22 protein-coding genes are annotated in these 20436 nt (G+C 66.9%); 16 read left to right on the top strand and 6 right to left on the bottom strand.

From position 1 onward, the window contains the following. Positions 1–20 precede the first annotated feature (20 nt). Positions 21–899, top strand: coding sequence for a PfkB family carbohydrate kinase (locus tag D6860_RS18965; RefSeq protein ID WP_076622963.1), 879 nt, complete (start codon positions 21–23; stop codon positions 897–899). A gap of 3 nt (positions 900–902) precedes the next feature. Here D6860_RS18965 and msrA read toward each other — a convergent pair whose 3' ends face one another. After that, positions 903–1550, bottom strand: coding sequence for a peptide-methionine (S)-S-oxide reductase MsrA (msrA, locus tag D6860_RS18970; RefSeq protein WP_017470005.1), 648 nt, complete (start codon positions 1548–1550; stop codon positions 903–905). 132 nt (positions 1551–1682) lie between these two features. Between msrA and D6860_RS18975 the strand changes: the two genes are divergently transcribed. The 3 genes from D6860_RS18975 (at position 1683) to D6860_RS18985 (ending at position 3822) form a co-directional block, all read left to right on the top strand. After that, positions 1683–2579: a D-amino acid aminotransferase gene (locus D6860_RS18975; protein ID WP_076622964.1), complete on the top strand. Its 897-nt coding sequence runs from the start codon at positions 1683–1685 to the stop codon at positions 2577–2579. Positions 2580–2589: 10 nt separating this feature from the next. Beyond that, entirely contained in the window at positions 2590–3312 is a 723-nt protein-coding gene (locus D6860_RS18980; protein WP_076622965.1) for a sulfotransferase-like domain-containing protein, read from the top strand. Positions 3313–3411: 99 nt separating this feature from the next. After that, a complete protein-coding gene (locus tag D6860_RS18985) occupies positions 3412–3822 on the top strand; it encodes a DUF7282 domain-containing protein (protein WP_017468472.1) in 411 nt (136 codons plus the stop codon). Positions 3823–3865: 43 nt separating this feature from the next. Here the strand turns inward: D6860_RS18985 and D6860_RS18990 are convergent, their stop codons facing one another. Further along, positions 3866–4279, bottom strand: coding sequence for a DUF1810 domain-containing protein (locus tag D6860_RS18990; RefSeq protein WP_017468473.1), 414 nt, complete (start codon positions 4277–4279; stop codon positions 3866–3868). Between the two features lie 178 nt (positions 4280–4457). After that, the gene (locus D6860_RS18995) at positions 4458–5678 is read right to left on the bottom strand and encodes an argininosuccinate synthase (RefSeq protein WP_076622966.1); all 1221 of its coding nucleotides are present in this window, start codon (positions 5676–5678) and stop codon (positions 4458–4460) included. Positions 5679–5817: 139 nt separating this feature from the next. Here D6860_RS18995 and D6860_RS19000 point away from each other — a divergent pair, with 139 nt between their 5' ends. Continuing rightward, positions 5818–6549, top strand: a complete 732-nt coding sequence (locus D6860_RS19000; protein ID WP_076622967.1) for a hypothetical protein — start codon at positions 5818–5820, stop codon at positions 6547–6549. Between the two features lie 37 nt (positions 6550–6586). Beyond that, positions 6587–7813, top strand: a complete 1227-nt coding sequence (gene ilvA / locus D6860_RS19005) for a threonine ammonia-lyase IlvA (RefSeq protein ID WP_076625307.1) — start codon at positions 6587–6589, stop codon at positions 7811–7813. 7 nt (positions 7814–7820) lie between these two features. Here the strand turns inward: ilvA and D6860_RS19010 are convergent, their stop codons facing one another. Next, positions 7821–8156, bottom strand: coding sequence for an Hpt domain-containing protein (locus D6860_RS19010; protein ID WP_076622968.1), 336 nt, complete (start codon positions 8154–8156; stop codon positions 7821–7823). A gap of 144 nt (positions 8157–8300) precedes the next feature. Between D6860_RS19010 and D6860_RS19015 the strand changes: the two genes are divergently transcribed. Then, positions 8301–9551, top strand: coding sequence for a PP2C family protein-serine/threonine phosphatase (locus D6860_RS19015; RefSeq protein WP_076622969.1), 1251 nt, complete (start codon positions 8301–8303; stop codon positions 9549–9551). Here D6860_RS19015 and D6860_RS19020 read toward each other — a convergent pair. Then, positions 9543–9980: an NUDIX hydrolase gene (locus D6860_RS19020; RefSeq protein ID WP_076622970.1), complete on the bottom strand. Its 438-nt coding sequence runs from the start codon at positions 9978–9980 to the stop codon at positions 9543–9545. The two genes, D6860_RS19015 and D6860_RS19020, sit on opposite strands and share 9 nt — an antisense overlap. 75 nt (positions 9981–10055) lie before the next feature. On the opposite strand from D6860_RS19020, the gene D6860_RS19025 reads away from it, so the two are divergent. From D6860_RS19025 to D6860_RS19060, 8 genes are all read left to right on the top strand, one after another. Further along, positions 10056–11036, top strand: a complete 981-nt coding sequence (locus D6860_RS19025) for an Hsp33 family molecular chaperone HslO (RefSeq protein WP_076622971.1) — start codon at positions 10056–10058, stop codon at positions 11034–11036. 38 nt (positions 11037–11074) lie between these two features. Then, the gene (locus D6860_RS19030; RefSeq protein ID WP_076625308.1) at positions 11075–11638 is read left to right on the top strand and encodes a CoA pyrophosphatase; all 564 of its coding nucleotides are present in this window, start codon (positions 11075–11077) and stop codon (positions 11636–11638) included. Next, entirely contained in the window at positions 11635–12783 is a 1149-nt protein-coding gene (locus tag D6860_RS19035) for a CCA tRNA nucleotidyltransferase (RefSeq protein ID WP_076622972.1), read from the top strand. Before D6860_RS19030 ends, D6860_RS19035 begins: the two co-directional genes overlap by 4 nt. Continuing rightward, complete coding sequence (locus D6860_RS19040) at positions 12783–13364, top strand: LysE family translocator (RefSeq protein WP_017468314.1); 582 nt, start codon at positions 12783–12785, stop codon at positions 13362–13364. The genes D6860_RS19035 and D6860_RS19040 overlap by 1 nt, the downstream gene beginning before the upstream one ends. A 42-nt stretch (positions 13365–13406) precedes the next feature. Next, entirely contained in the window at positions 13407–15251 is a 1845-nt protein-coding gene (locus tag D6860_RS19045) for an ABC transporter ATP-binding protein (protein ID WP_076622973.1), read from the top strand. Then, positions 15248–17083: an ABC transporter ATP-binding protein gene (locus D6860_RS19050; protein ID WP_017467432.1), complete on the top strand. Its 1836-nt coding sequence runs from the start codon at positions 15248–15250 to the stop codon at positions 17081–17083. The genes D6860_RS19045 and D6860_RS19050 overlap by 4 nt, the downstream gene beginning before the upstream one ends. A 50-nt stretch (positions 17084–17133) precedes the next feature. Further along, the gene (locus D6860_RS19055; RefSeq protein ID WP_076622974.1) at positions 17134–18357 is read left to right on the top strand and encodes a class I SAM-dependent RNA methyltransferase; all 1224 of its coding nucleotides are present in this window, start codon (positions 17134–17136) and stop codon (positions 18355–18357) included. Between the two features lie 98 nt (positions 18358–18455). Continuing rightward, positions 18456–18950: a L,D-transpeptidase family protein gene (locus tag D6860_RS19060; RefSeq protein WP_076622975.1), complete on the top strand. Its 495-nt coding sequence runs from the start codon at positions 18456–18458 to the stop codon at positions 18948–18950. A gap of 19 nt (positions 18951–18969) precedes the next feature. Here D6860_RS19060 and D6860_RS19065 read toward each other — a convergent pair whose 3' ends face one another. Next, on the bottom strand, positions 18970–19554 hold the full coding sequence (locus D6860_RS19065; RefSeq protein ID WP_017467283.1) for a divisome-associated lipoprotein DalA: 585 nt from the start codon (positions 19552–19554) through the stop codon (positions 18970–18972). Positions 19555–19766: 212 nt separating this feature from the next. On the opposite strand from D6860_RS19065, the gene D6860_RS19070 reads away from it, so the two are divergent. Next, positions 19767–20357, top strand: a complete 591-nt coding sequence (locus tag D6860_RS19070) for a L,D-transpeptidase (RefSeq protein ID WP_017467282.1) — start codon at positions 19767–19769, stop codon at positions 20355–20357. Positions 20358–20436 lie beyond the last annotated feature (79 nt).

A 20436-nucleotide genomic window follows, 5' to 3' on the forward strand; every position in this document is an offset into this window, starting at 1 on the left:
AACAGGAAGGACGGACCGGCATGACGATCTTCAATCTCGGGTCGATCAACGCGGACCTGTTCTACGCGCTGCCCCACATGCCAAGCCCCGGCGAGACCATCGCCGCGGCCTCGCTCGAGCGTGGTCTCGGCGGCAAGGGCGCCAACATGTCCGTCGCCGCCGCCCGCGCGGCGTCCCGGGTCGTGCACATGGGGGCGGTCGGTGCCAACGGTGGCTGGGCGGTCGAGCGCCTGCTCGAATACGGCGTCGACACCCGCCACATCGTGCAGGTGGAGGCCGACACCGGCCACGCCATCATCCTCGTCGACCAGGCGGGCGAGAACACGATCATCATTCACCACGGCGCCAACCATGCCATCCCCGAGGACCTGTTGGGCCGGGCGCTGTCCGAATCCGAGACCGGCGACACGCTCCTGTTCCAGAACGAGACCCTGCTGCAGCCCGAAGCGGCTGCCATGGCGCGCAAGCTGGGCATGCGGGTCGCCTACGCCGCGGCCCCCTTCGATGCCGAGGCCGCGCGGGCGTTGCTGCCGCTGACCGACCTCCTCGTGCTCAACGAGATCGAGATGGAGCAGCTCAAGTCAGCCAGCGGTCAGGACCTGCGCGAGATGGCCGTGCCGACGGTGATCGTGACCGAAGGTGCGGCGGGCGGACGCCTGCACCGGGTCGAAACCGGGTGGGAGGCCGAGCGCTTTTCCTCGCCCGAGGTCAAGGCGGTGGACACGACCGGGGCAGGGGACACCTTCACCGGCTACCTCGTCGCCGGGCTCGACCGCGGGATGCCGCTGCGCCAGGCGGTCGCGCTTGCAAGCCAGGCGGCGGCGCTGATGGTCACCCGTCACGGCACCGCCGATGTCATCCCCGATCTGCGCGACGTGCAGGACGCGCGCTTCGGCTGATCCTCAGCCGCCGGCGAAGGGCGCATCGCCGCCCCAGAGCGCGCGCACCCGCTCGTCCCGGCCGCAGGCATCGCGATACCTCTTGTAGGCCTTCGCCATGCTGAGCGGCCCGAAACGGGTCAGCACAAGCGACGAGCTCTTGTAGTAATCCTGATGATAGTCCTCGGCCTTCCAGAATGGCCCGGCCTGCAGGATCGGGGTCACGATCCTTTGCCCGAGCGCCGCCTGCGCATTTGCCTTTGCCTTTTCTGCAGCGGCCTTTTCCGCAGGATCAGAGACGAAAATCGCCGTGCGGTAGCTCTCGCCCCGGTCGCAGAACTGGCCGCCCGCGTCGGTCGGGTCGACCGACCGGAAGAACATGGAATAGAGCTGGTCGCGGTTCACCCGGGCGCTGTCGTAGGTGATCTTCACCGCTTCGTAGTGGCCCGTCCCGCCACGGCTCACCTGCTTGTAGGTCGGGTTGTCGACACTGCCGCCGGTGTAGCCCAAGACCGCCTCGATGACCCCGGCGACCTTCTCGAAATCGGCTTCGACACACCAGAAGCAGCCACCGGCGACGACGATGTGGCGTCGTTCTCCGGCACTGGCGCGATGGCTCTGCGCGGCGAAGCCGGCAACGATGAGGACGGTCAACAACAGGCTGCGGAACATGGTCTTTCCTCCCTTTGATGAAAGGCTGCGCGAGATCCGCTGCCCGATCAATTGGCTGCAACGCCATTTCACCGCTTGGTGAGCGTGCGTTATCCCTTCCGTCCTGTGTGAAACGGTCCTAGCGTCAGGCGCATGGACAAGGTCACGACACATCAGGCGCAGGACGACGCCCGCAACGAAGAGATCCTCATCTGGGTCAATGGAACGCTCAAGCCCAAGGCCGAGGCGCTCGTCTCGGTCTACGATTCGGGCTTCATGCTGGGCGACGGCATCTGGGAGGGGCTGCGCCTCTACGACGGGCGCTGGTCCTTCATCGACGAGCACCTCGACCGGCTGTTCGAGGCGGCGCTTGCGGTCGCTCTCGACATCGGCATGGACCGGGCCGCGCTGAAGGCGGCGATCGCCGAGACGCAGGAAGCCAACGGCATGGTCACCGACGCCCATTGCCGGCTTATGGTGACGCGCGGGATCAAGACACGGCCCTTCCAGCATCCGGCGCTGTCGCGGCAGGGGCCGACGGTGGTGATCCTGATGGAGCATTCCACGCCGTCGATCCCCCGACCGATCCGGCTTGCCACGGTGCCGCACCAGCGCGGCCTGCCGATGACGCAGGACCCGAAGCTCAACTCGCACTCCAAGCTGAACTGCATCCTCGCCTGCATCGCCGCCGAGAAGGCTGGCGCGGACGAGGCGCTGATGCTCGACGTGCATGGCTTCGTGAACACCACCAACGCCTGCAACTTCTTCATCGTCCGCAAGGGCGAAGTCTGGACCAGCACCGGCGACTACTGCATGAACGGCATCACCCGGCAGAAGGTCATCGACATCTGCCGCGCGAACGACATTCCCGTGCACGAGCGCAACTATTCGCTGGTCGACACCTACGGCGCCGACGAGGCCTTTCTCACCGGAACCTTCGGCGCGCAGACCCCGGTGGGCGAGATCGACGGCCGGGTGATCGGCAGCGGCGAGATGGGGCCTGTCACCAGGCGCATCCGCGCGCTCTACAAGGAGCTCGTCGCCGCATGAGGAGCACGCCATGAAAATCGCCATGTGGTCCGGGCCGCGCAACCTGTCGACGGCGATGATGTATGCCTTCGGCAACCGCTCCGATTTTCACGTGATCGACGAGCCTTTCTACGGCCCCTACCTGCGCCTGACCGGCCTGCCGCACCCGATGGCAAAAGAGATCATGGAGAGCCGCCCGGAAAGCGCCGATCAGGTGGCCGAGGCACTGTCGGGGCCGGTCCCGGACGGCAAGCCGCACGCCTACCACAAGCACATGTGCCAGCACATGATCGACGGCATCCCGCGCGATTTCATGGCCGATTGCGTGAACGTCTTCCTGCTGCGCCACCCGGCGCGGGTGGTGGCGAGCTTCTCCAAGGGCTACGAGAATCCCACCGCCGCGGATATCGGCTTCGAGGCGCAGGCCGAGCTTTACGAGCACGTTCTGTCGCTGGGACAGACACCCTTGGTGATCGAAAGCGCGGACATCCGCCGCGCTCCGGAGCGCATGCTCCGTGCTCTCTGCGACGCGATCGGGCTGCCCTTCGACCCTGCCATGCTGGCCTGGCCGGCGGGCGGGCACCCGCAGGACGGTGTCTGGGCGTCGCATTGGTACGCTTCCGTTCACCGATCCACCGGCTTCGCCAGTGCCGAGGGACCGCTGCCGGAGCTGTCCGGAGCGGCCGCGCGGCTCGCGGAAGAGGCCATGCCGCACTATGAAAAACTGCGCTCAGGTTCGCTCATCGGACATTGAGATCGCAGCGCGTGAAACTCCTGTCCCACGACTTGCGTGGCTTCGTTCAGGTTGGGCGGCATGTCGCTGCCCGCACCTGCAACAGATAGGAGCGACACGATGAAATACATGATTGCCGCCGCCGCACTCTGCGCCGCAACCGGTGCCTACGCCGCATCCGACAGCATGACACCGATGGTCGAGGCGTCCGACCAGAGCGTCGCCAATGGCGTGGTCAGTGCCGACATGGTCAGCGCGCCCGAGAACGGCTGGCTTGTCGTGCATCGGACCGATTCCGACATGGCCCCGGGCCCGGTCGTGGGCCATGCGCCCCTGCGCGCCGGCGAGACGAGCGACGTGGCCGCGATCCTGACCGAAGATGTCGCCTCGGGCGACATGCTGATGCTCATGGTCCACAGCGAAGCCGGGGGTTCCGAGACCGGAATTTTCGAATACACCCTCGGGGCTTCCGAGGACGGGCCGATCAAGCCCGAGGGTGACCTCGTGATGACGGTCATCACCGCCGAGTAATATCGAGATTTCCCGCCGCCCCGGCCGCCGGGCAGGGGCGGTTTCAGGCGAGGGTGTCCCGGGTGACCGGGCACCGCTCACTTTCATAAAGATGGTCAAGCACCCGCCCGAACACGGGCGGCGCCCCCGACACGGACTCGAAGAGCGTCATGCAGGACCGCACCTTGAGCGCATCGACATGGCCGAGAATAGCCTCCGGTGTCTTGCCGTCATGGGTCAGCAGGATCTCGGAGACCTCGATCAGTCGCGGACCCAGCACGGGGTGCGCAAGATAGGATGCCGCCTCGTCCAGTCCCGACAAGCCGAAATGGCGCGCCATGCCCGAGCGGCCCAGCGTCTCGAGCTGTGGAAAGACGTACCAGATCCAGTGCGTCACCTTCCGGCCGTCGCGCAGCTCGGCGAAGATCTGCGGCCAGTGGCTGTCCTGCGCCTCAACGAATTCTTGCAGTTCTGCCATGTCTGCCTCCGGATGGTTCGGGGCGCTGCCCCGTCCGCGCGGCGCGCGGACTCCCCGGGATATTTTCAGCCAGAAGAAACCGGGGTGCAATTCAGCTCCCGGGATTTCTTCTGGCCAAAAATATCCCCGCCGGAGGCTGCTCCGACGGGGACGATGTCGCTTCGGTGCGGGGCCGGGCTCAGCCTTTCAGGCGGCGGGCCCGTGCGGCGAGAAGCTTGAGGCGCAGCGCGTTGAGCTGGATGAAGCCCTTGGCGTCTTCCTGGTTGTAGGCGCCGGCGTCGTCCTCGAAGGTCACATGCGCCTCGGAGTAGAGCGAATGCTCGGACCAGCGGGCGACCGTGCGGGCCGAGCCCTTGTAGAGCTTGAGGCGGACGGTTCCGGTGACATGCTCCTGGCTCTTGTCGATCAGCGCCTGCAGCATCTCTCGCTCGGGCGAGAACCAGAAGCCGTTGTAGATCAGCTCGGCGTAGCGCGGCATGATCGAGTCCTTGAGGTGGCCGGCGCCGCTGTCGAGCGTGATCTGCTCGATGCCGCGGTGCGCTTCCAGCAGGACGGCGCCGCCCGGGGTCTCGTAGATGCCGCGGGACTTCATGCCGACGAAGCGATTCTCGACGAGGTCGAGCACGCCGATGCCGTGCTTGCCGCCCAGCTCGTTGAGCTTCGTCAGGATCGTGGCGGGCGACATCGCCTCGCCGTCGATGGCCACGGCGTCACCCTTCTCGAAGGAGATCTCGATATACTCGGCTTCGTTCGGGGCCTCCTCGACCGGAACGGTGCGCTGCAGCACGTAATCGGGGGCCTGCTCGGCCGGATCTTCCAGCACCTTGCCCTCGGAGGAGGTGTGCAGCAGGTTCGCGTCGACCGAGAAGGGCGCTTCGCCGCGCTTGTCCTTGGCGATCGGGATCTGGTTCTTCTCGGCGAAGTCGATGAGCTTCGTGCGCGAGGTCAGGTCCCAGAGCCGCCACGGCGCGATGACCTTGATGTCGGGATTGAGGGCGTAGGCGGCGAGCTCGAAGCGCACTTGGTCGTTGCCCTTGCCGGTGGCACCGTGGGCGATGGCGTCGGCGCCGGTTTCCTCGGCGATCTCGACCAGCCGCTTCGAGATCAGCGGCCGCGCGATCGAGGTGCCCAGCAGGTAGAGCCCCTCGTAGACCGCGTTGGCGCGGAACATCGGGAAGACGAAGTCGCGCACGAATTCCTCGCGCAGGTCCTCGATGTAGACCTCCTTGGCCCCCATCATCTCGGCCTTGCTGCGGGCAGGCTCGAGCTCTTCGCCCTGGCCGAGGTCGGCGGTGAAGGTCACCACCTCGCAACCGTATTCGGTTTGCAGCCATTTCAGGATGATGGAGGTATCGAGGCCACCGGAATAGGCCAGGACTACTTTCTTGGGCGCCGACATGAGGGGTTTCCTTCCGTGAAATCTGGCAGGCGAGTTATAGCGTTTTGCCGTCAGGGGCAAGGATCGGGCGTTGACCGCCGGGCGCGCTGTGCTAGCCCTTCGCGCGAGGATGCAAAATTGATCAAGGGCGGGCAGGTCGATGGGCTGGAAGATGTTTCTGCACTCGGTGCGGATGGTGCTGGACAATCTGGGTGTCGCGCTGCGGCTGTCGCTGCTGCTCTACCTCGTCCAGGTGGTCTTCACGGTCTTCCTCTTCACCTCGCCCGGCGGCGGCGATCCGATGCAGCAGACCCCGGCCGGCGCGGGCGAGATGTTCCTGCTGTCGCTTTTCGCCGTGGTTTCGAGCCTGTGGATCGCGGTCGGCTGGCATCGGTTCGTGCTGACCGGTGAGACGCCCCCGGGCTTCGTGCCGCGCTGGCACGGCAGCGAGATGCTGTCCTATTTCGGACGGTCCCTGCTGATCGGGCTGCTGCTGATCGCCATCGCCTCGGTCATCGGCGGGCTGGCGCTGGGGCTCGCGGCACAGGTGCCGGCGCTGACGGGCATGGTCGTCTTCGGGCTTGTCGGCCTGTGCAGCTACGTCTTCTTCCGGCTCGGGCTGGTGCTGCCGGCGGCGGCGCTCGGCCAGTCGTTGAAGCTGCGCGAGAGCTGGGACGCGACCAAGCGCGACACCACCGCGCTGGTGCAGCTGGCGGTCATCGTCATGGGCGGGCGTCTGCTGATCGAGATCCCGGGCATGATCGACGGCACCACCGGCGGCGTGGTCAGCCTGGTCTACAACGTGGTGCTGAACTGGTTCGTCACGATGATCGGCGTGTCGCTGCTGACCACCCTTTACGGGTATTTCGTCGAGGGGCGCCGGATCGACTAGGCTTGCCAAGCGCGGCGCGATGGCCCAACTCTCCGACATGGACAGCTTTCACGACAGGGCTCGCGCCGCGGCGGTGGCGATGCGCGATGTTTTCCCCGAGACACCGCTTTTGCGCAACGCTCATCTGAGCGAGCGCTTCGGCGCGGATATCTGGCTGAAGCGCGAGGATCTGAGCCCGGTCCGCAGCTACAAGCTGCGCGGCGCGTTCAACGCCATGCGCAAGCGGCCCGACGCGGATCTCTTCGTGGCGGCGAGTGCCGGCAACCATGCGCAGGGCGTGGCCTTCATGTGCCGCCAGTTCGGCAAGAAGGGCGTGATCTTCATGCCGGTGACGACGCCGGACCAGAAGATCCAGAAGACCAGGATGTTCGGCGGTGACGCGGTCGAGGTCGTTATGACCGGCGACTACTTCGACGACACGCTGGCGGCGGCGCAGGCGTTCTGCGCCGAGAAGGGCGGGCATTTCCTGTCGCCCTTCGACGACCCGGACGTGATCGAGGGGCAGGCCAGCGTCGCGGTCGAGATCGAGACCCAGCTCGGGCGGCTGCCCGACCAGGTGGTGATCCCGGTCGGCGGCGGCGGGCTGGGCTCGGGGATGCTCAGCTACTTCGGGAACGATACGCAGTATACCTTTGTCGAGCCCACGGGCGGCGCCTGCCTGCGCGCGGCGCTTCAGGCCGGCAAGCCGGTGACGCTGCCCAGCGTGAACACCTTCGCCGACGGCGCGGCGGTGGCGCGGATCGGGGCGCAGACCTTCGAGTGCCTCAAGGGCGTGGGGCTCGCGAACACGCTGACCGTGGACGAGGACCGGGTCTGCACGACGATGCTCGAGATGCTGAACGTCGAGGGCATCGTGCTCGAGCCCGCCGGTGCCCTGTCGGTGGACGCGCTGCGCGACATGGGGCAGGCCATTCGCGGCCGGACCGTGGTCTGCGTCACCTCGGGCGGGAACTTCGATTTCGAGCGGCTGCCCGAGGTCAAGGAGCGCGCGCAACGCTACTCGGGCGTGAAGAAATACTTCATCCTGCGCCTGCCGCAGCGGCCGGGTGCGTTGAAGGATTTCCTCGACCTTCTGGGCCCCGAGGACGATATCGCGCGGTTCGAATATCTGAAGAAATCCGCGCGCAACTTCGGGTCGGTCCTGATCGGTATCGAGACGTCGGACCATGCGAATTTCGATGTGTTCTTCGGCAAGCTCGACGAGAGGGGCTACACCTACCGCGACATCACCGACGACGAGATCCTCGCCCAGTTCCTGATCTGAGCGCTGGTCAGGCGGCGAGCCTTTCGGGCTGTTCGCTCAGGAACGTGCCGCGCGAGCGGGCGTAGAGTGACAGGATGGCATCGACGTCGATCGGGGCGGTGGAGCCGCTTCGGGCGGCAATCTCGCCCGACTGGCAGCAGTCGGCGAGCGCCGAGAAGCCGAGGTTGAGCGCGCTGCCCTTCAGGAAGTGCAGCTTCTCTTCCATCTCGGCGGGCTGAGCCATGGCGCCGGGCAGATCGGCGAGTGTGGTTTCGACCTCTTTCAGGAAGAGATCGACCACTTCGTGAAAATTCTCTGCGCCGATTTCATCCCGCAGTTCCGCGATCCGGGTCCAGTCGATCATGGCGCACCTCCTGATCGTCAGGGGTAGGCGGGAAAGATGAAGAAAGTCTTTTCTCCCGACGAGATCCGGTTTGCGCGGCGAAAGCCCGCGTTAACCTGCGCGCGCTAGACCTGCCCCGGAACAGGCTGTCGATCAGGAGCGCGCTTGCACCCGGACCCATTGGATATTCGCGCTGCCGCCCCCTCGGCAGATGTGCTTCGCCGCGTTCTGGTGGTCGATGACAGCCCCGCGCAGCTCAAGATCCTCGTGGCGATGATGCGGCACTGGGGGTTCGAGGTCTGGCAGGCAGACAATGCCTCCGACGCCCTGGAACTCTGCCACCGGATTGCCCCCGACGCCGTGCTGTCCGACTGGATGATGCCCGGCATGGACGGGCTTGAATTCTGTCGCAGGTTCCGCGCGCTCGACCGTGACAACTATGGCTATTTCATCCTTCTGACATCGAAGAACGAGAAAGGCGCCATCGCGCGCGGGCTCGACGCCGGGGCCGACGACTTTCTTACAAAACCGGTCCACGCCGACGAACTGCGCGCCCGCATCAACGCCGGCGCCCGCATCCTCACGATGGAGCGGCAGCTGGGCGACACGCTTGGTCGGCTGCAGTCGGCCTACGACGCGATCGACCGCGACTTGCGGCAGGCGCGGCACATCCAGCAGGCGCTCGTGCCCGTGCGCAGCCGCGATTTCGGCGCGGCGCGGGTGAGCCTGCTACTCAAGCCCTGCGGCCACGTGGGTGGCGATCTCGTCGGTATGTTCGGCCCGAACGGGGGCAGCGTCGGGGTCTACGGTTTCGACGTCTCGGGCCATGGCATCACCTCGGCCCTGATGACGGCGCGGGTGGCGGGGCATCTCGGCAACGATTTCCCGGCGCTCAACATCGCGCTGACCCCCGGGGGCACCGCTCTGCGCCCGCCGGAGGACGTGGCGAGGCAGCTCAACGACCGGCTCGCCGCCGATCCGGGCGTGCTCGAATACCTGACCATGGCCTATCTGACGCTCGAGCTGGCCTCGGGGCGGATCGGTCTGGTTCAGGCAGGGCATCCGCCACCGTTGCTCATCCGGGCCGATGGCGGGCTGTCCTTCGTGGGAACCGGGGGGCTGCCCATCGGCCTGATCGGCGGCGCGCGCTATGACAGGATCGGCCTTAGCCTGAAGCCGGGCGACCGGATCCTGCTCTATTCCGACGGCCTGACCGAGGCCGAGCTGACCACCGGCGGCCTTCTCGATCAGTCGGGGCTTGCGTCGCTGGTCGCGCAATGTCGCGGGTCCGAGGGGACCGAGTTTCTCGACGATCTCTACTGGCGACTGAGCCAGGTCACCCGCCGGGGCACACGGCTGGCCGACGACGTGTCGGCGGCGCTGGTGGAATACGCCGGCCCCGAGGGCTCAGCGTAGCAGGTCGCGGACAAAGGCGCGGTCGCCGGGGTTGCCGAGCAGGTCCGCCGCAAGATCGGGGGCCATCCAGTGGGCGCTGTGACCGTCCTCCGACGGCGGGCCGAGCGGACGGACCGGATGCGCGACGTAGATGATGCAGAGCTTCTCGGCCCAGAGGTCGTATTCCGGCATGAAGGTGAAGCGCCGGAACGCCCCGAGCCGCCTTGGGCGCGCGATGCGCCAGCCGGTCTCTTCGAAGACCTCGCGGTGCAGCGCCGCCAGCGGCGATTCTCCCGGATCGATGCCGCCGCCCGGAAGCTGGAACTCGGGCCATGGCTCGTCCTGGTGGGTGACGAGCAGCGCGCCGTCGCGCGGAAGCACGGCGTAGGCCCCGGTGCGCTGCGTGTAGCGACGCCCGGCCTCGGGCGGTTCTCCGTAACGAGCGATCATCAGGCCCCCTTGGTTCAAGCCTTGTCCTGCCTATATGGTGCCGGTATGCCAACGCGCGGCAGATAAGGAAACCCCATGACCATCGGCAGCAAACTCGCCTGGGATGACACTGTCCTCCCGTTCCAGCTCGATCTTTCCGACATCCGGGGCCGGGTGGCGCGGCTTGACGGGGTGTTGAATGGCATCCTGAGCCAACACGACTACCCCGAGCAGGTGGAAACGCTCGTGGCCGAGATGGCGCTGCTCACGGCGCTCATCGGCCAGACCGTGAAACTGCGCTGGAAGCTCTCGCTCCAGGTGCAGACGCGCGGCGCCCTGAGGATGATCGCGACCGACTACTTCGCACCCTCGGAAGAGGGGGAGCCGGCGCGAATCCGCGGCTACGCCAGTTTCGACCGCGAGAAGATCTCGGACATCGCCGCCTTCGATCAGCTCGAAGACGGCTATTTCGCCATTCTCATCGACCAGGGCGAAGGCACCACGCCTTACCAGGGCATCACACCGCTCGCGGGAGGGTCGCTCGCGGCCTGCGCAGAGTCCTACTTTGCCCAGTCCGAGCAGATCCCGACGCGCTTCGCGCTGAACTACGGCAAGGTGATCGGCGCCGACGGCAATGGCGAATGGCGCGCCGGTGGCATGATGATCCAGTCCATGCCCAAGGCCTCGCCCTTCGCGCAGGGCGGCGGTTCGGGCGAGGGCGGTCTCCTGCGGCCCGAGGACGTGGTCAACGGCGAGGACGAGGAAGAGAACTGGCGTCGCGTCAACTTCCACGTCGACACCGTGGACGAGCTCGAGCTGATCGGGCCCGACATTTCACCGACGACGCTGCTCGTGCGCCTGTTCCACGAGGAACAGCCGCGGGTCTTCGACGCCCAGCCGGTGCGCTTCGGCTGCACCTGCTCGGAGGATCGCGTGCGAAATTCGCTGTCGATCTACTCGAAGCGCGACATCGAGAAGATGACCACGGACGACGGGCTCGTCACCGCCGACTGCCAGTTCTGCGGTGCGCATTACGAGCTCGATCCGGCGACGGTCGGTTTCGAGGCCGACGAGTGAGCCGCTCGGGGGAGCAGATCGAGGCCCTGCGCCGGGCAATGGCGCGCGAGGTGGCGCCCTCCTCGGATTTCGATCTGAACCCCGAAACCATTCTTCCGGCGGGCCGCAAGCTGCGGCCCGCCGGTGTTCTGGCCGCCTTCATTCCCGGTGATGACGGGCTCGAGCTGCTGCTGACCAAGCGATCCTCGCGGTTGAAGCATCACCCGGGGCAGATCGCCTTTCCCGGCGGCAAGGTCGATCCGGTCGATGACGGCCCGACGGATGCCGCCCTGCGCGAAGCGCGGGAAGAGGTCGGCCTGCCCGGCAGCGCGGTCGAGATCATCGGCACCACGGCCCCGCACGAGACGGTCACGGGTTTCCTCGTGACCCCGGTTTTCGGCATAGTCAGAGACACATTCACCCCGATCCCCGAGCCGGGCGAGGTGGCCGAGATCTTCCGCGTGCCCTTCGACCATGTCACCGACCCGGCGCGCTACAGCATCCAGGGACGGCGCTGGCGCGGGCAGCGGCGGCTCTATTACACCGTGCCCTATGGACCCTACTACATCTGGGGGGCGACGGCGCGGATGCTGCGCTCGTTGACGCAACGGCTGATGGAATGACGCGCGTCCGGGGGGAGTGGATCAGCTGCGCCTCGACGCAAGAGGTGCTGGCCATGCTCGAGGGCGGTGGCCATCTGGCCTATGTCGTCGGCGGCTGCGTGCGCAACGCGCTGATGGGCGTGCCGGTGAGTGATGTGGACATCGCCACCGATGCCCGCCCCGAGCGGGTCATGGCGCTGGCCGAGGCGGCGGGACTGAAGCCGGTGCCCACCGGCATAGACCACGGCACCGTGACAGTCGTCGCCGAGGGCATCGGCCACGAGGTCACCACCTTTCGTGCCGATGTCGAGACCGACGGACGGCGCGCGGTGGTGCGCTATTCGGACGACATCTCCGAAGATGCCGCGCGGCGCGATTTCACCATGAACGCGCTCTACGCCGATGCGCGGGGCGATGTGCTCGATCCGCTGGGTGGGTTGCCCGACCTCGAAGCGCGGCGGGTGCGCTTCATCCGCGACGCTGGCGAGCGCATCCGCGAAGATTACCTTCGCATCCTGCGCTTCTTCCGCTTCAACGCCTGGTATGGCGACCCCGAGCAGGGCGTCGACCCCGAGGCGCTGGCAGGCATCGCCGCCAATCTCGACGGGCTCTCGACGCTCTCGGCCGAGCGGGTTGGGCACGAGATCACCCGGCTTCTGTCGGCGAACGACCCCGCGCCCTCGGTCGGCGTTATGGAACAGGTCGGTGTCCTGCCGCAGGTGCTGCCGGGGGCGACGGCCCGTGCGCTCGGGCCGCTCGTCGCCCATGAGGCGGCGCTGGGCCTTGCCCCCGATCCGATGCGCCGGCTAGCCGGCCTGGGCTTTTCCGATGGCCGCAGCCTGCGGCTGTCGAAGGCGCAACAGAAGCAACTCGAGGCGTATCAGAGCCTCATTTCCGCCACCGCAGGCCCCGCCGAGATCGCCTGGCGCAAGGGGGCAGAGATGGCGCGCGGCGTGGTCGCCCTGCGTGCGGCAAGCTTCGGCGCGCCGGTTTCTCCCGATGCCGCCACCGAGATCGAAACCGGCGCGGCGGCGGTGTTTCCCGTGAAACCCCGCGACCTCATGCCCGACTACGAAGGGCCGGCACTGGGCCGGAAGCTCGAGGAGCTGCAGCGCCGCTGGATCGACTCCGGCTTTGCCCTGACCCGCGAGGACCTGCTGTCGTGATGCTCGATCCGCTCTACGGCTTCGTGTTCTTCGGCCTGTTCTCGCCGGGGCCGAACGTCATCCTGCTGACCTCCTCCGGTGCACGGTTCGGCGTGCGTCGGACCCTGCCGCATCTCTTCGGGGTCGTGCTTGGGGTGGGCATCACCGCGGGCCTCACCGGTCTTGGCATCGCGGCGCTGCTGCGGCAGGCGCCGATGCTGGAACTGGCGTTGAAGATCGCGGCGAGCCTGTGGATGCTCTACATGGCGTGGGGCCTCTGGACCGCCGATCGCCGTCGCGGCAAGGCCGATCGCGACCGGCCCATGACCCTGATCGAGGCGGCGCTTTTCCAGTGGGTGAACCCCAAGGTCTGGGCGGTGGCGCTGGCGGCGGCCTCGGCCTATCCCGGGCTCTCCGGTCCGTGGGGCGAGGCGCTGCGGCTTGGCAGCGCCTTTTCGGGCATCAACCTCGGGGTCTGCCTGTTCTGGACTTCGGCCGGGGCGCTGCTGACCTTCCTGCTCACGACGCCGGCGGCCTGGCGGGTGTTCACGCGGATCATGGCCGTCGCGCTGGCCAGCTTTTCCGTCATGGTCTTCCTGTAGGGAATCGAGGACACTCCGCGCTCGCGAGACAGGAGGCTCCGTTTGTTCCGCTACTTCGAAAACCTCGTCGATCCCTACACCGATTACCCGCCGACGGACCGTCCGCCGACGCGGCTGCTGCCGTTCCTGATGGACTACGCGCGGCCGTTCCGCCGGGTCTTCGTCTGGGCGGCGCTTCTGTCGGTGGTCGTGGCCGGGGTCGAGGTCGGGCTGATCTGGGCGATGGGCTGGGTGGTCGACATCCTGTCCGGCGACCCGGCGCAGGTGTGGGACACCCACGGCACCACGCTGATCCTGCTGGGGCTTTTCGTGCTGCTCGTCCGTCCGGTGATACAGGCGCTCGACGTGCTGGTGCTGAACAACGCGATCATGCCGAACTTCGGCACCCTGATCCGCTGGCGGGCCCATGCGCAGGTGTTGCGGCAGTCCATCGGCTGGTTCGAGAACGATTTCGCCGGGCGCATCGCCAACCGCATCATGCAGACGCCCCCCGCGGCGGGCGAGGCCGTGTTTCAGGTCTTCGACGCGCTGACCTTCTCGCTGGCCTATGTCGTCGGTGCGGCGGTGCTGCTGTTCGATGCCGACCCGCGGCTGCTTCTGCCGCTGGCGCTCTGGTTTGGCGGCTACGTGCTGCTCATGCGCTGGACGATCCGGCGGGTGGGGCCGGCGTCCAAGGCCGCCTCGGACGCGCGCAGCTTCGTCAACGGCCGGGTGGTGGACGCCTATACCAACATCCACTCGGTGAAGATGTTCGCGCAGGACCGGCAGGAGCTCGACTACGCGAAAGAGGCGATCGACCGGGCGCGCGACACCTTCCAGGGCGAAATGCGGCTCTACACAGTGATGGACGTGGCGCTCGTGGTGCTGAACGGTCTGCTGATCGTCGGCGTGGTCGGCTGGGGCCTGCTGCTGTGGATGCAGGGCGCGGCCTCGGTGGGCGTGGTCGCCGCGGCGACGGCGCTTACGCTGCGGCTCAACGCGATGACCGGCTGGATCATGTGGGCCACCACGACCTTCTTCCGGCAGCTCGGGGTGGTGTCCGAGGGCATGGAGACCATAGCCCAGCCGATCACCCTGACCGACGACCGCGATGCCGAGGATCTGGTGCTCGACCGGGGCGAAATCCGCCTCGACGGGCTGAGCCACCACTACGGGCGTGACAGCGGCGGCCTCGACGACATCACGCTGACCATCCGACCGGGTGAGAAAGTCGGGCTCATCGGGCGCTCCGGCACCGGGAAATCGACCCTCGTGAAGCTGCTTTTGCGGTTCTACGATGCCGAGAAGGGCCGCATCCTGATCGACGGGCAGGACATCTCGCACGTCCGGCAGGACAGCCTGCGGAAGCAGATCGGCATGGTCCAGCAGGACAGCACGCTGCTGCACCGCTCGGTCCGCGAGAACCTGCTCTACGGCCGTCCCGACGCGACCGAGGAACAGATGGTCGCCGCCGCGAAACAGGCGCAGGCGCATCACTTCATCCTCGACCTGCAGGACCCGCAGGGTCGCACCGGCTATGACGCGCATGTCGGTGAACGGGGCGTGAAGCTGTCGGGCGGGCAGCGGCAACGGGTGGCGCTGGCGCGGGTGATCCTCAAGGATGCGCCGATCCTGCTGCTGGACGAGGCGACAAGCGCGCTGGATTCCGAGGTCGAGGCCGCCATCCAGGACACGCTCTACGGCATGATGGAAGGCAAGACGGTGATCGCCATTGCACACCGTCTCTCCACCATCGCGCATATGGATCGCATTCTCGTGATGGATGGCGGGCGCATCGTTGAACAAGGCAGCCATGACGTGCTTTTGAGGTCCCAAGGCCTATATGCGCAGTTCTGGGCCCGCCAGTCCGGCGGGTTCATGGATCCGGACACCGAGGCAGCCGAATGACGCTTTCCGATATCATCGACCCCTTCGCCCGCGCCCAGACCCCGCCGCCGCGGACGCTTGGCCGCTTCATGGGCTGGGCGTTGCGCGGCGCATGGCCTGTGCTGATCCCGGCGGCGCTGTTCTCGATCCTCGGCGGCATCACCGAGGTGATCGCCGCGAAGCTGCTCGGCGACGCCATCGACCGCGCGCTCGGCAGCGAGGCGTCGCAGATCTTTGGCGAACACGGGCTGTTCCTGATCCTCTGCGTGGCCTTCTTCATCCTGCTGCGGCCGGCGATCCTCGGGCTTTCGGCCTATGCGCAGTCGGTGATGATGCAGCCGAACGTGTTCAACCTGATCCTGAGCCGCGTGCACCGCTACACGCTTGGCCATTCCGTGACCTTCTTCGACAACGACTTCGCCGGGCGGATCTCGCAGAAGGAGATGCAGACCGCGCGGGCAATGAACGACGTTGTGACCGAGCTCGTGCACTCGGTGCTCTTCGCGCTGGCCTCGGTGGTGGGCTCGGTGATGCTTCTGGGCGCGGTCGACTGGCGCATCGCCGGCGGTCTGGTGGTCTGGATCGTGGCCTACGCGCTGCTGATCCGGCATTTCATGCCGAAGATCCGGTCGCGCTCCAAGGCGCGGGCGGCGGCGCGGGCGATGGTGACCGGGCAGCTCGTCGACACGGTGACCAACATCAAGACCGTGAAGCTCTTTGCCCATGACGAGTTCGAGGACCAGGCCGCGCTGGGGGCCATGGGCACCTACCGCGACCGCTTCATCGCCTTCGGGCATGTCTCGGCCGCGTTCCGCTTCTGGCTGATGGCGCTGGCCGGCACGCTGCCGGTGCTGCTGATCGGTGGCGCGCTGTTCTACTGGTCGGTCGGGCTGGTGAGCGCGGGCGACATCGCCGCCACCGGCGCGGTGGCCCTGCGGCTGGCGCAGATGACCGGCTGGGTCAGCTTCACGCTCATGGGCATGTATGCCAACGTCGGCGAGATCGAGGACGGCATCCGCACCATCACGCCGGCGCACACGCTGCTCGATGCGCAGGACGCCGCGCCGCTCGAGGTGACCGATGGCCGGATCGAGTTCCGCGACGTGGGCTTTGCCTATGGCCGCGAGACCGGGGGCGTCGAGCATATCGCGCTCGACATCGCGCCGGGCGAGAAGGTCGGCGTGGTCGGTGCCTCGGGGGCGGGGAAATCGACGATGGTGGCCCTGCTGCTGCGGCTCTACGACACCGAGAAGGGCGGCATCTACATCGACGGTCAGAACATCTCTGACGTGACGCAGGAGAGCCTGCGCAAGCAGATCGGCATGGTCACGCAGGAAACGGCCATGTTCAACCGCTCGGCGCTGGACAACATCCGCTACGGTCGCCCCGGTGCCACGATGGACGAGGTCATCGCCGCCGCCGAAAAGGCCGAGGCGCATGAGTTCATCCTCGAGCTCGAGGACCACATGGGACGGCAGGGATACGACGCGCACCTTGGCGAACGCGGCGTGAAGCTGTCGGGCGGACAGCGTCAGCGCATCGCGCTGGCGCGTGCCATCCTCAAGGACGCGCCGATCCTCGTGCTCGACGAGGCGACGTCGGCGCTTGATTCCGAGGTCGAGGCCTCGATCCAGTCGGCGCTGGAGCGGGTGATGGAGGGAAAGACCGTGATGGCCATCGCGCACCGCCTGTCGACCCTGTCCGAGATGGACCGGATCATCGTGCTGGATCAGGGTCACATCGCCGAGCAGGGCACCCATGATGCGCTGCTGGCGCAGAACGGGCTCTACGCGCGCTACTGGTCGCACCAGTCCGGCGGCTTCATGTCGCCCGAGAGCGAGGCCGCAGAGTAGCGGCAGAGTAGGGCTTGCCAGAATGTGCCCATGCAGGGCATGAGCGGCGCATGAAACAGGTCACGATCGAACGGCTGGGGCACCAGGGGGACGGCATCGCGCCGGGCCCCGTCTTCGTCCCCGGCGCCCTTCCCGGCGAAACCGTCGAGGGCGAGGTTGAAAGCGGCGTCATGCAGGCGCCGCGCATCGTCACGCCGTCGGAGATGCGGGTGCGCGCGCCCTGCCGTCACGCGAAAAGCTGCGGCGGTTGCCAGTTGCAGCACGCGCGCGACGATTTCGTCGTGGACTGGAAGCAGGACGTCGTCCGGCAGGCGCTGGCCGCGCACGGGCTCTCCTGCGACTTCCGGCCCTGCGCCACGTCGAAGCCGCAGAGCCGTCGTCGCGCCGCCTTTTCCGCGCGGCGCACCAAGAAAGGCGCGCTGGCGGGCTTCCACATGAAAGGCTCGGACGTGGTGGTCTCGGTCCCGGACTGCCTGCTCGTCGATCCGAAGCTCGCCGCGGCGCTGCCGCTGGTCGAGGCGCTCGCCGTGCTTGGCGCAAGCCGCAAGGGCGAATTGTCGGTGCTGGTCACGGTGAGCCTCTCGGGGCTCGACGTGTCGGTGAAGGGCGGCAAGCCGCTCGACGCGCAGTTGCAGGCCGACCTTGCCGATCTTGCCCGCGAGCATGGCGTCGCACGCGTGGCCTGGGGCGAGGACGTGGCACTGACCCGGCTGCCGCCGCTGCAACGCATGGGCCGTGCCGACGTGGTGCCGCCGCCCGGAGCGTTCCTCCAGGCCACCCCCGAGGGCGAGGCGGCGCTGCTCGCCGACGTGCGCGAGGCCGTGGCCGGTGCGGCGCGCATCGTCGATCTCTTCGCCGGGTGCGGCACCTTCGCGCTGCCGCTGGCCGAGGACGCGCGGGTGCACGCGGTCGAGGGCGACCGGGCGATGACCGCCGCGCTCGACAAGGGCTGGCGCATGGCCGAGGGGCTGAAGCAGGTGACCAGCGAGTCGCGCGATCTCTTCCGCAATCCGCTGCTGCCCGACGAGCTCGAGCGGTTCGACGCCGCGGTCATCGACCCGCCGCGCGCCGGGGCCGAGGCGCAGGTTTCCGAGCTGGCCCGCGCCGGTGTCGAACGCATCGCCTATGTCTCGTGCAACCCGGTGAGCTTTGCCCGCGATGCGGCAACGCTCGAGGCGTCGGGTTACACGCTCGAATGGCTGCGGGTGGTGGACCAGTTCCGCTGGTCGACCCACATCGAGCTGGTGGCCTTCCTGCGCCGCGTCGACCGGTAAAATCTCGCGCGGGAGGCTTATCCCTCGCTATTCCGATGCCGCGAAATGGGCTATGATGAAGCCGCAGAAAAAAACCGACAAGAACAACGAGCGGACAGATGCGGTTTCTCAGGCTGATTCTCATCCTCGCCCTGGCGAGCGGTGTCGCTGCGTGCAGCAGCAAGTTCAAGACATACCACGGCCCCGAGGTCACCCATGTGGTGGTGCAGAAGAGCGCGCGGCGGCTCTACCTGCTGCACCACGACAAGGTGCTCGAAGCCTACGATATCGGGCTTGGTTTCTCGCCCGCGGGCGACAAGAAGATCGAGGGGGACGGCAAGACGCCGGAGGGGATGTATTTCATCGACCGGCGCAACCCGAACTCGAACTTCCACCTGAGCGTCGGGATTTCCTATCCGAACCCGGTGGATCGGGCCGAAGCGGCGGACCTGGGGAAAAGCCCCGGCGGCGACATCTTCATTCACGGGCGTCCGTGGAAGAACCGCAAGGGCGGGCGCGACTGGACGGCGGGATGTATCGCCGTGACCAACCGCGAGATGGAAGACATCTACGCCATGGTGCGCGACGGGACGCCGATCACGATCCGTCCGTGACCGGCGTCGGGCGCGTCGATCAGGATGCGCCCGCGCTTGTCGAGCCGGCCGAGGCGATCGGGCCGCTTCCGGGCGTCGGCGCTAGACCTGGTGCGCCGGTCACTAGCGTCCACCAGATCTTGCCGTTGTTCTCCTGGTACCAGGCAAAGCCCATCTCGCGCGCGGCCGGGTCGAGGATCACGTCGCGGGTGGGGGCATCCTCCATCCACGCGGCCAGCGTCTCGAGCTCTGTCTCGTAGGTCTCGGAGATGTTCTCGCCGACGAGCCGGCCCGAATAGCCGACGCGGCGCACCCGGTCGATCGGCGAGGAGCCGTCCGAGCCGAAGTGCCAAGGGCGGTTCTGAACGGACATGTCGCGCGAATGGGTCGCGGCGGCGGCGTTCAACTTGGCGTTGAGTGTCAGCGGCGACACGCCACGCGCCTGGCGCAGGGCGTTGACCGAATCGAGCATGCTGTACTCGATCTCGGCGCTCGATCCCGACGGGATGCGGTATGCGCGGGGCAGCGGCTTGCCATCCGGGCCGAGAGCGGGCGGCGCGGTGGTCGCCCCGCATGAGGCAACGACAAGCGCTGCGGCAACCGTAAGGAACGAACGTCTGAGCATTTTCCTGACTGTATCCTGATATGTCGTTGCGATTTCGACTGAAGTACCTTGCCGCACGTGTCTGTTCAAACCCACAACCCCGTGAGGCAGCGCTCTCACCGGTGTTTGACTTGTGACTGATGCTTTACGGCCATATGCTGAAAACGGTATTTCCGCCAGAAACTGGACTCCCTGACCGGGAGAATTCGCTGGATCTCAGAGGAACATGAACCATGGCCAAGACAGGTTTTGATCGCCGCGCCTTTCTTGCAGGGGGCGCCGCGCTTCTCGGAACGCCCGCGCTCGCGCAGGGAATGAACGCAAACGAAACCGTCGAGATCGAGCGGAACGTCTCGTCGGTGATACGCCGCAACGTGTCGAGCTTCCGCACGATGGACTGGCAGCCGTACTTCGACTCGCTCAACAATGGCGCGATCCTGGTCGACATCGACTCGCGTGCGCTGCACTTCTGGGAGCAGAACGGCGCCTACCATCTCTACCCGTGCTCGGTGCCGCTGACCGAGGATCTTACACGCCGTGGCCGCACCCGTGTCGTGCTCAAGGATCCCGAGCCCGACTGGCGGCCGACGCCCTCGATGAAAGAGCGCAACCCGGAGTGGCCCGACTACGTCGGCCCCGGCCCGGACAACCCGCTTGGCACCCGCGCCATGCACCTCAGCTGGACCTACTACCGGATCCACGGCACCCACGACACGCGCAAGATCGGGCGCCGCTCTTCGAACGGGTGCATCGGTCTCTACAACGAGCACATAGAGGCACTTTACGACATGTCGAAAGTCGGCACGCAGGTGTTGCTTATTTGACGAAAGCGTTGTGGCGGCGCGACACCCCAAGGCGAGTCTCGTTGCAATCGGGGCAAATTGTTGCTTAGACAGACTCACG

Origin of the sequence: Salipiger sp. D13 (assembly GCF_003703915.1) — a bacterium.
GTDB lineage: Bacteria > Pseudomonadota > Alphaproteobacteria > Rhodobacterales > Rhodobacteraceae > Salipiger > Salipiger profundus.

Excerpts from the sequence above, each read along its gene's own strand:
- D6860_RS19020 (WP_076622970.1), bottom strand. The coding sequence starts at position 9,980 with ATGATCGCTCGTTACGGAGAACCGCCCGAGGCCGGGCGTCGCTACACG.
- D6860_RS19000 (WP_076622967.1), top strand. The coding sequence starts at position 5,818 with ATGGGCTGGAAGATGTTTCTGCACTCGGTGCGGATGGTGCTGGACAAT.
- D6860_RS19025 (WP_076622971.1), top strand. The coding sequence starts at position 10,056 with ATGACCATCGGCAGCAAACTCGCCTGGGATGACACTGTCCTCCCGTTC.
- D6860_RS19060 (WP_076622975.1), top strand. The coding sequence starts at position 18,456 with ATGCGGTTTCTCAGGCTGATTCTCATCCTCGCCCTGGCGAGCGGTGTC.
- D6860_RS19070 (WP_017467282.1), top strand. The coding sequence starts at position 19,767 with ATGGCCAAGACAGGTTTTGATCGCCGCGCCTTTCTTGCAGGGGGCGCC.
- D6860_RS18980 (WP_076622965.1), top strand. The coding sequence starts at position 2,590 with ATGAAAATCGCCATGTGGTCCGGGCCGCGCAACCTGTCGACGGCGATG.
- D6860_RS19010 (WP_076622968.1), bottom strand. The coding sequence starts at position 8,156 with ATGATCGACTGGACCCGGATCGCGGAACTGCGGGATGAAATCGGCGCA.
- D6860_RS19040 (WP_017468314.1), top strand. The coding sequence starts at position 12,783 with ATGCTCGATCCGCTCTACGGCTTCGTGTTCTTCGGCCTGTTCTCGCCG.
- D6860_RS19050 (WP_017467432.1), top strand. The coding sequence starts at position 15,248 with ATGACGCTTTCCGATATCATCGACCCCTTCGCCCGCGCCCAGACCCCG.
- D6860_RS19065 (WP_017467283.1), bottom strand. The coding sequence starts at position 19,554 with ATGCTCAGACGTTCGTTCCTTACGGTTGCCGCAGCGCTTGTCGTTGCC.
- D6860_RS19035 (WP_076622972.1), top strand. The coding sequence starts at position 11,635 with ATGACGCGCGTCCGGGGGGAGTGGATCAGCTGCGCCTCGACGCAAGAG.
- D6860_RS18990 (WP_017468473.1), bottom strand. The coding sequence starts at position 4,279 with ATGGCAGAACTGCAAGAATTCGTTGAGGCGCAGGACAGCCACTGGCCG.
- D6860_RS19055 (WP_076622974.1), top strand. The coding sequence starts at position 17,134 with ATGAAACAGGTCACGATCGAACGGCTGGGGCACCAGGGGGACGGCATC.
- msrA (WP_017470005.1), bottom strand. The coding sequence starts at position 1,550 with ATGTTCCGCAGCCTGTTGTTGACCGTCCTCATCGTTGCCGGCTTCGCC.
- ilvA (WP_076625307.1), top strand. The coding sequence starts at position 6,587 with ATGGACAGCTTTCACGACAGGGCTCGCGCCGCGGCGGTGGCGATGCGC.
- D6860_RS18965 (WP_076622963.1), top strand. The coding sequence starts at position 21 with ATGACGATCTTCAATCTCGGGTCGATCAACGCGGACCTGTTCTACGCG.
- D6860_RS18975 (WP_076622964.1), top strand. The coding sequence starts at position 1,683 with ATGGACAAGGTCACGACACATCAGGCGCAGGACGACGCCCGCAACGAA.
- D6860_RS19030 (WP_076625308.1), top strand. The coding sequence starts at position 11,075 with ATGGCGCGCGAGGTGGCGCCCTCCTCGGATTTCGATCTGAACCCCGAA.
- D6860_RS18995 (WP_076622966.1), bottom strand. The coding sequence starts at position 5,678 with ATGTCGGCGCCCAAGAAAGTAGTCCTGGCCTATTCCGGTGGCCTCGAT.
- D6860_RS18985 (WP_017468472.1), top strand. The coding sequence starts at position 3,412 with ATGAAATACATGATTGCCGCCGCCGCACTCTGCGCCGCAACCGGTGCC.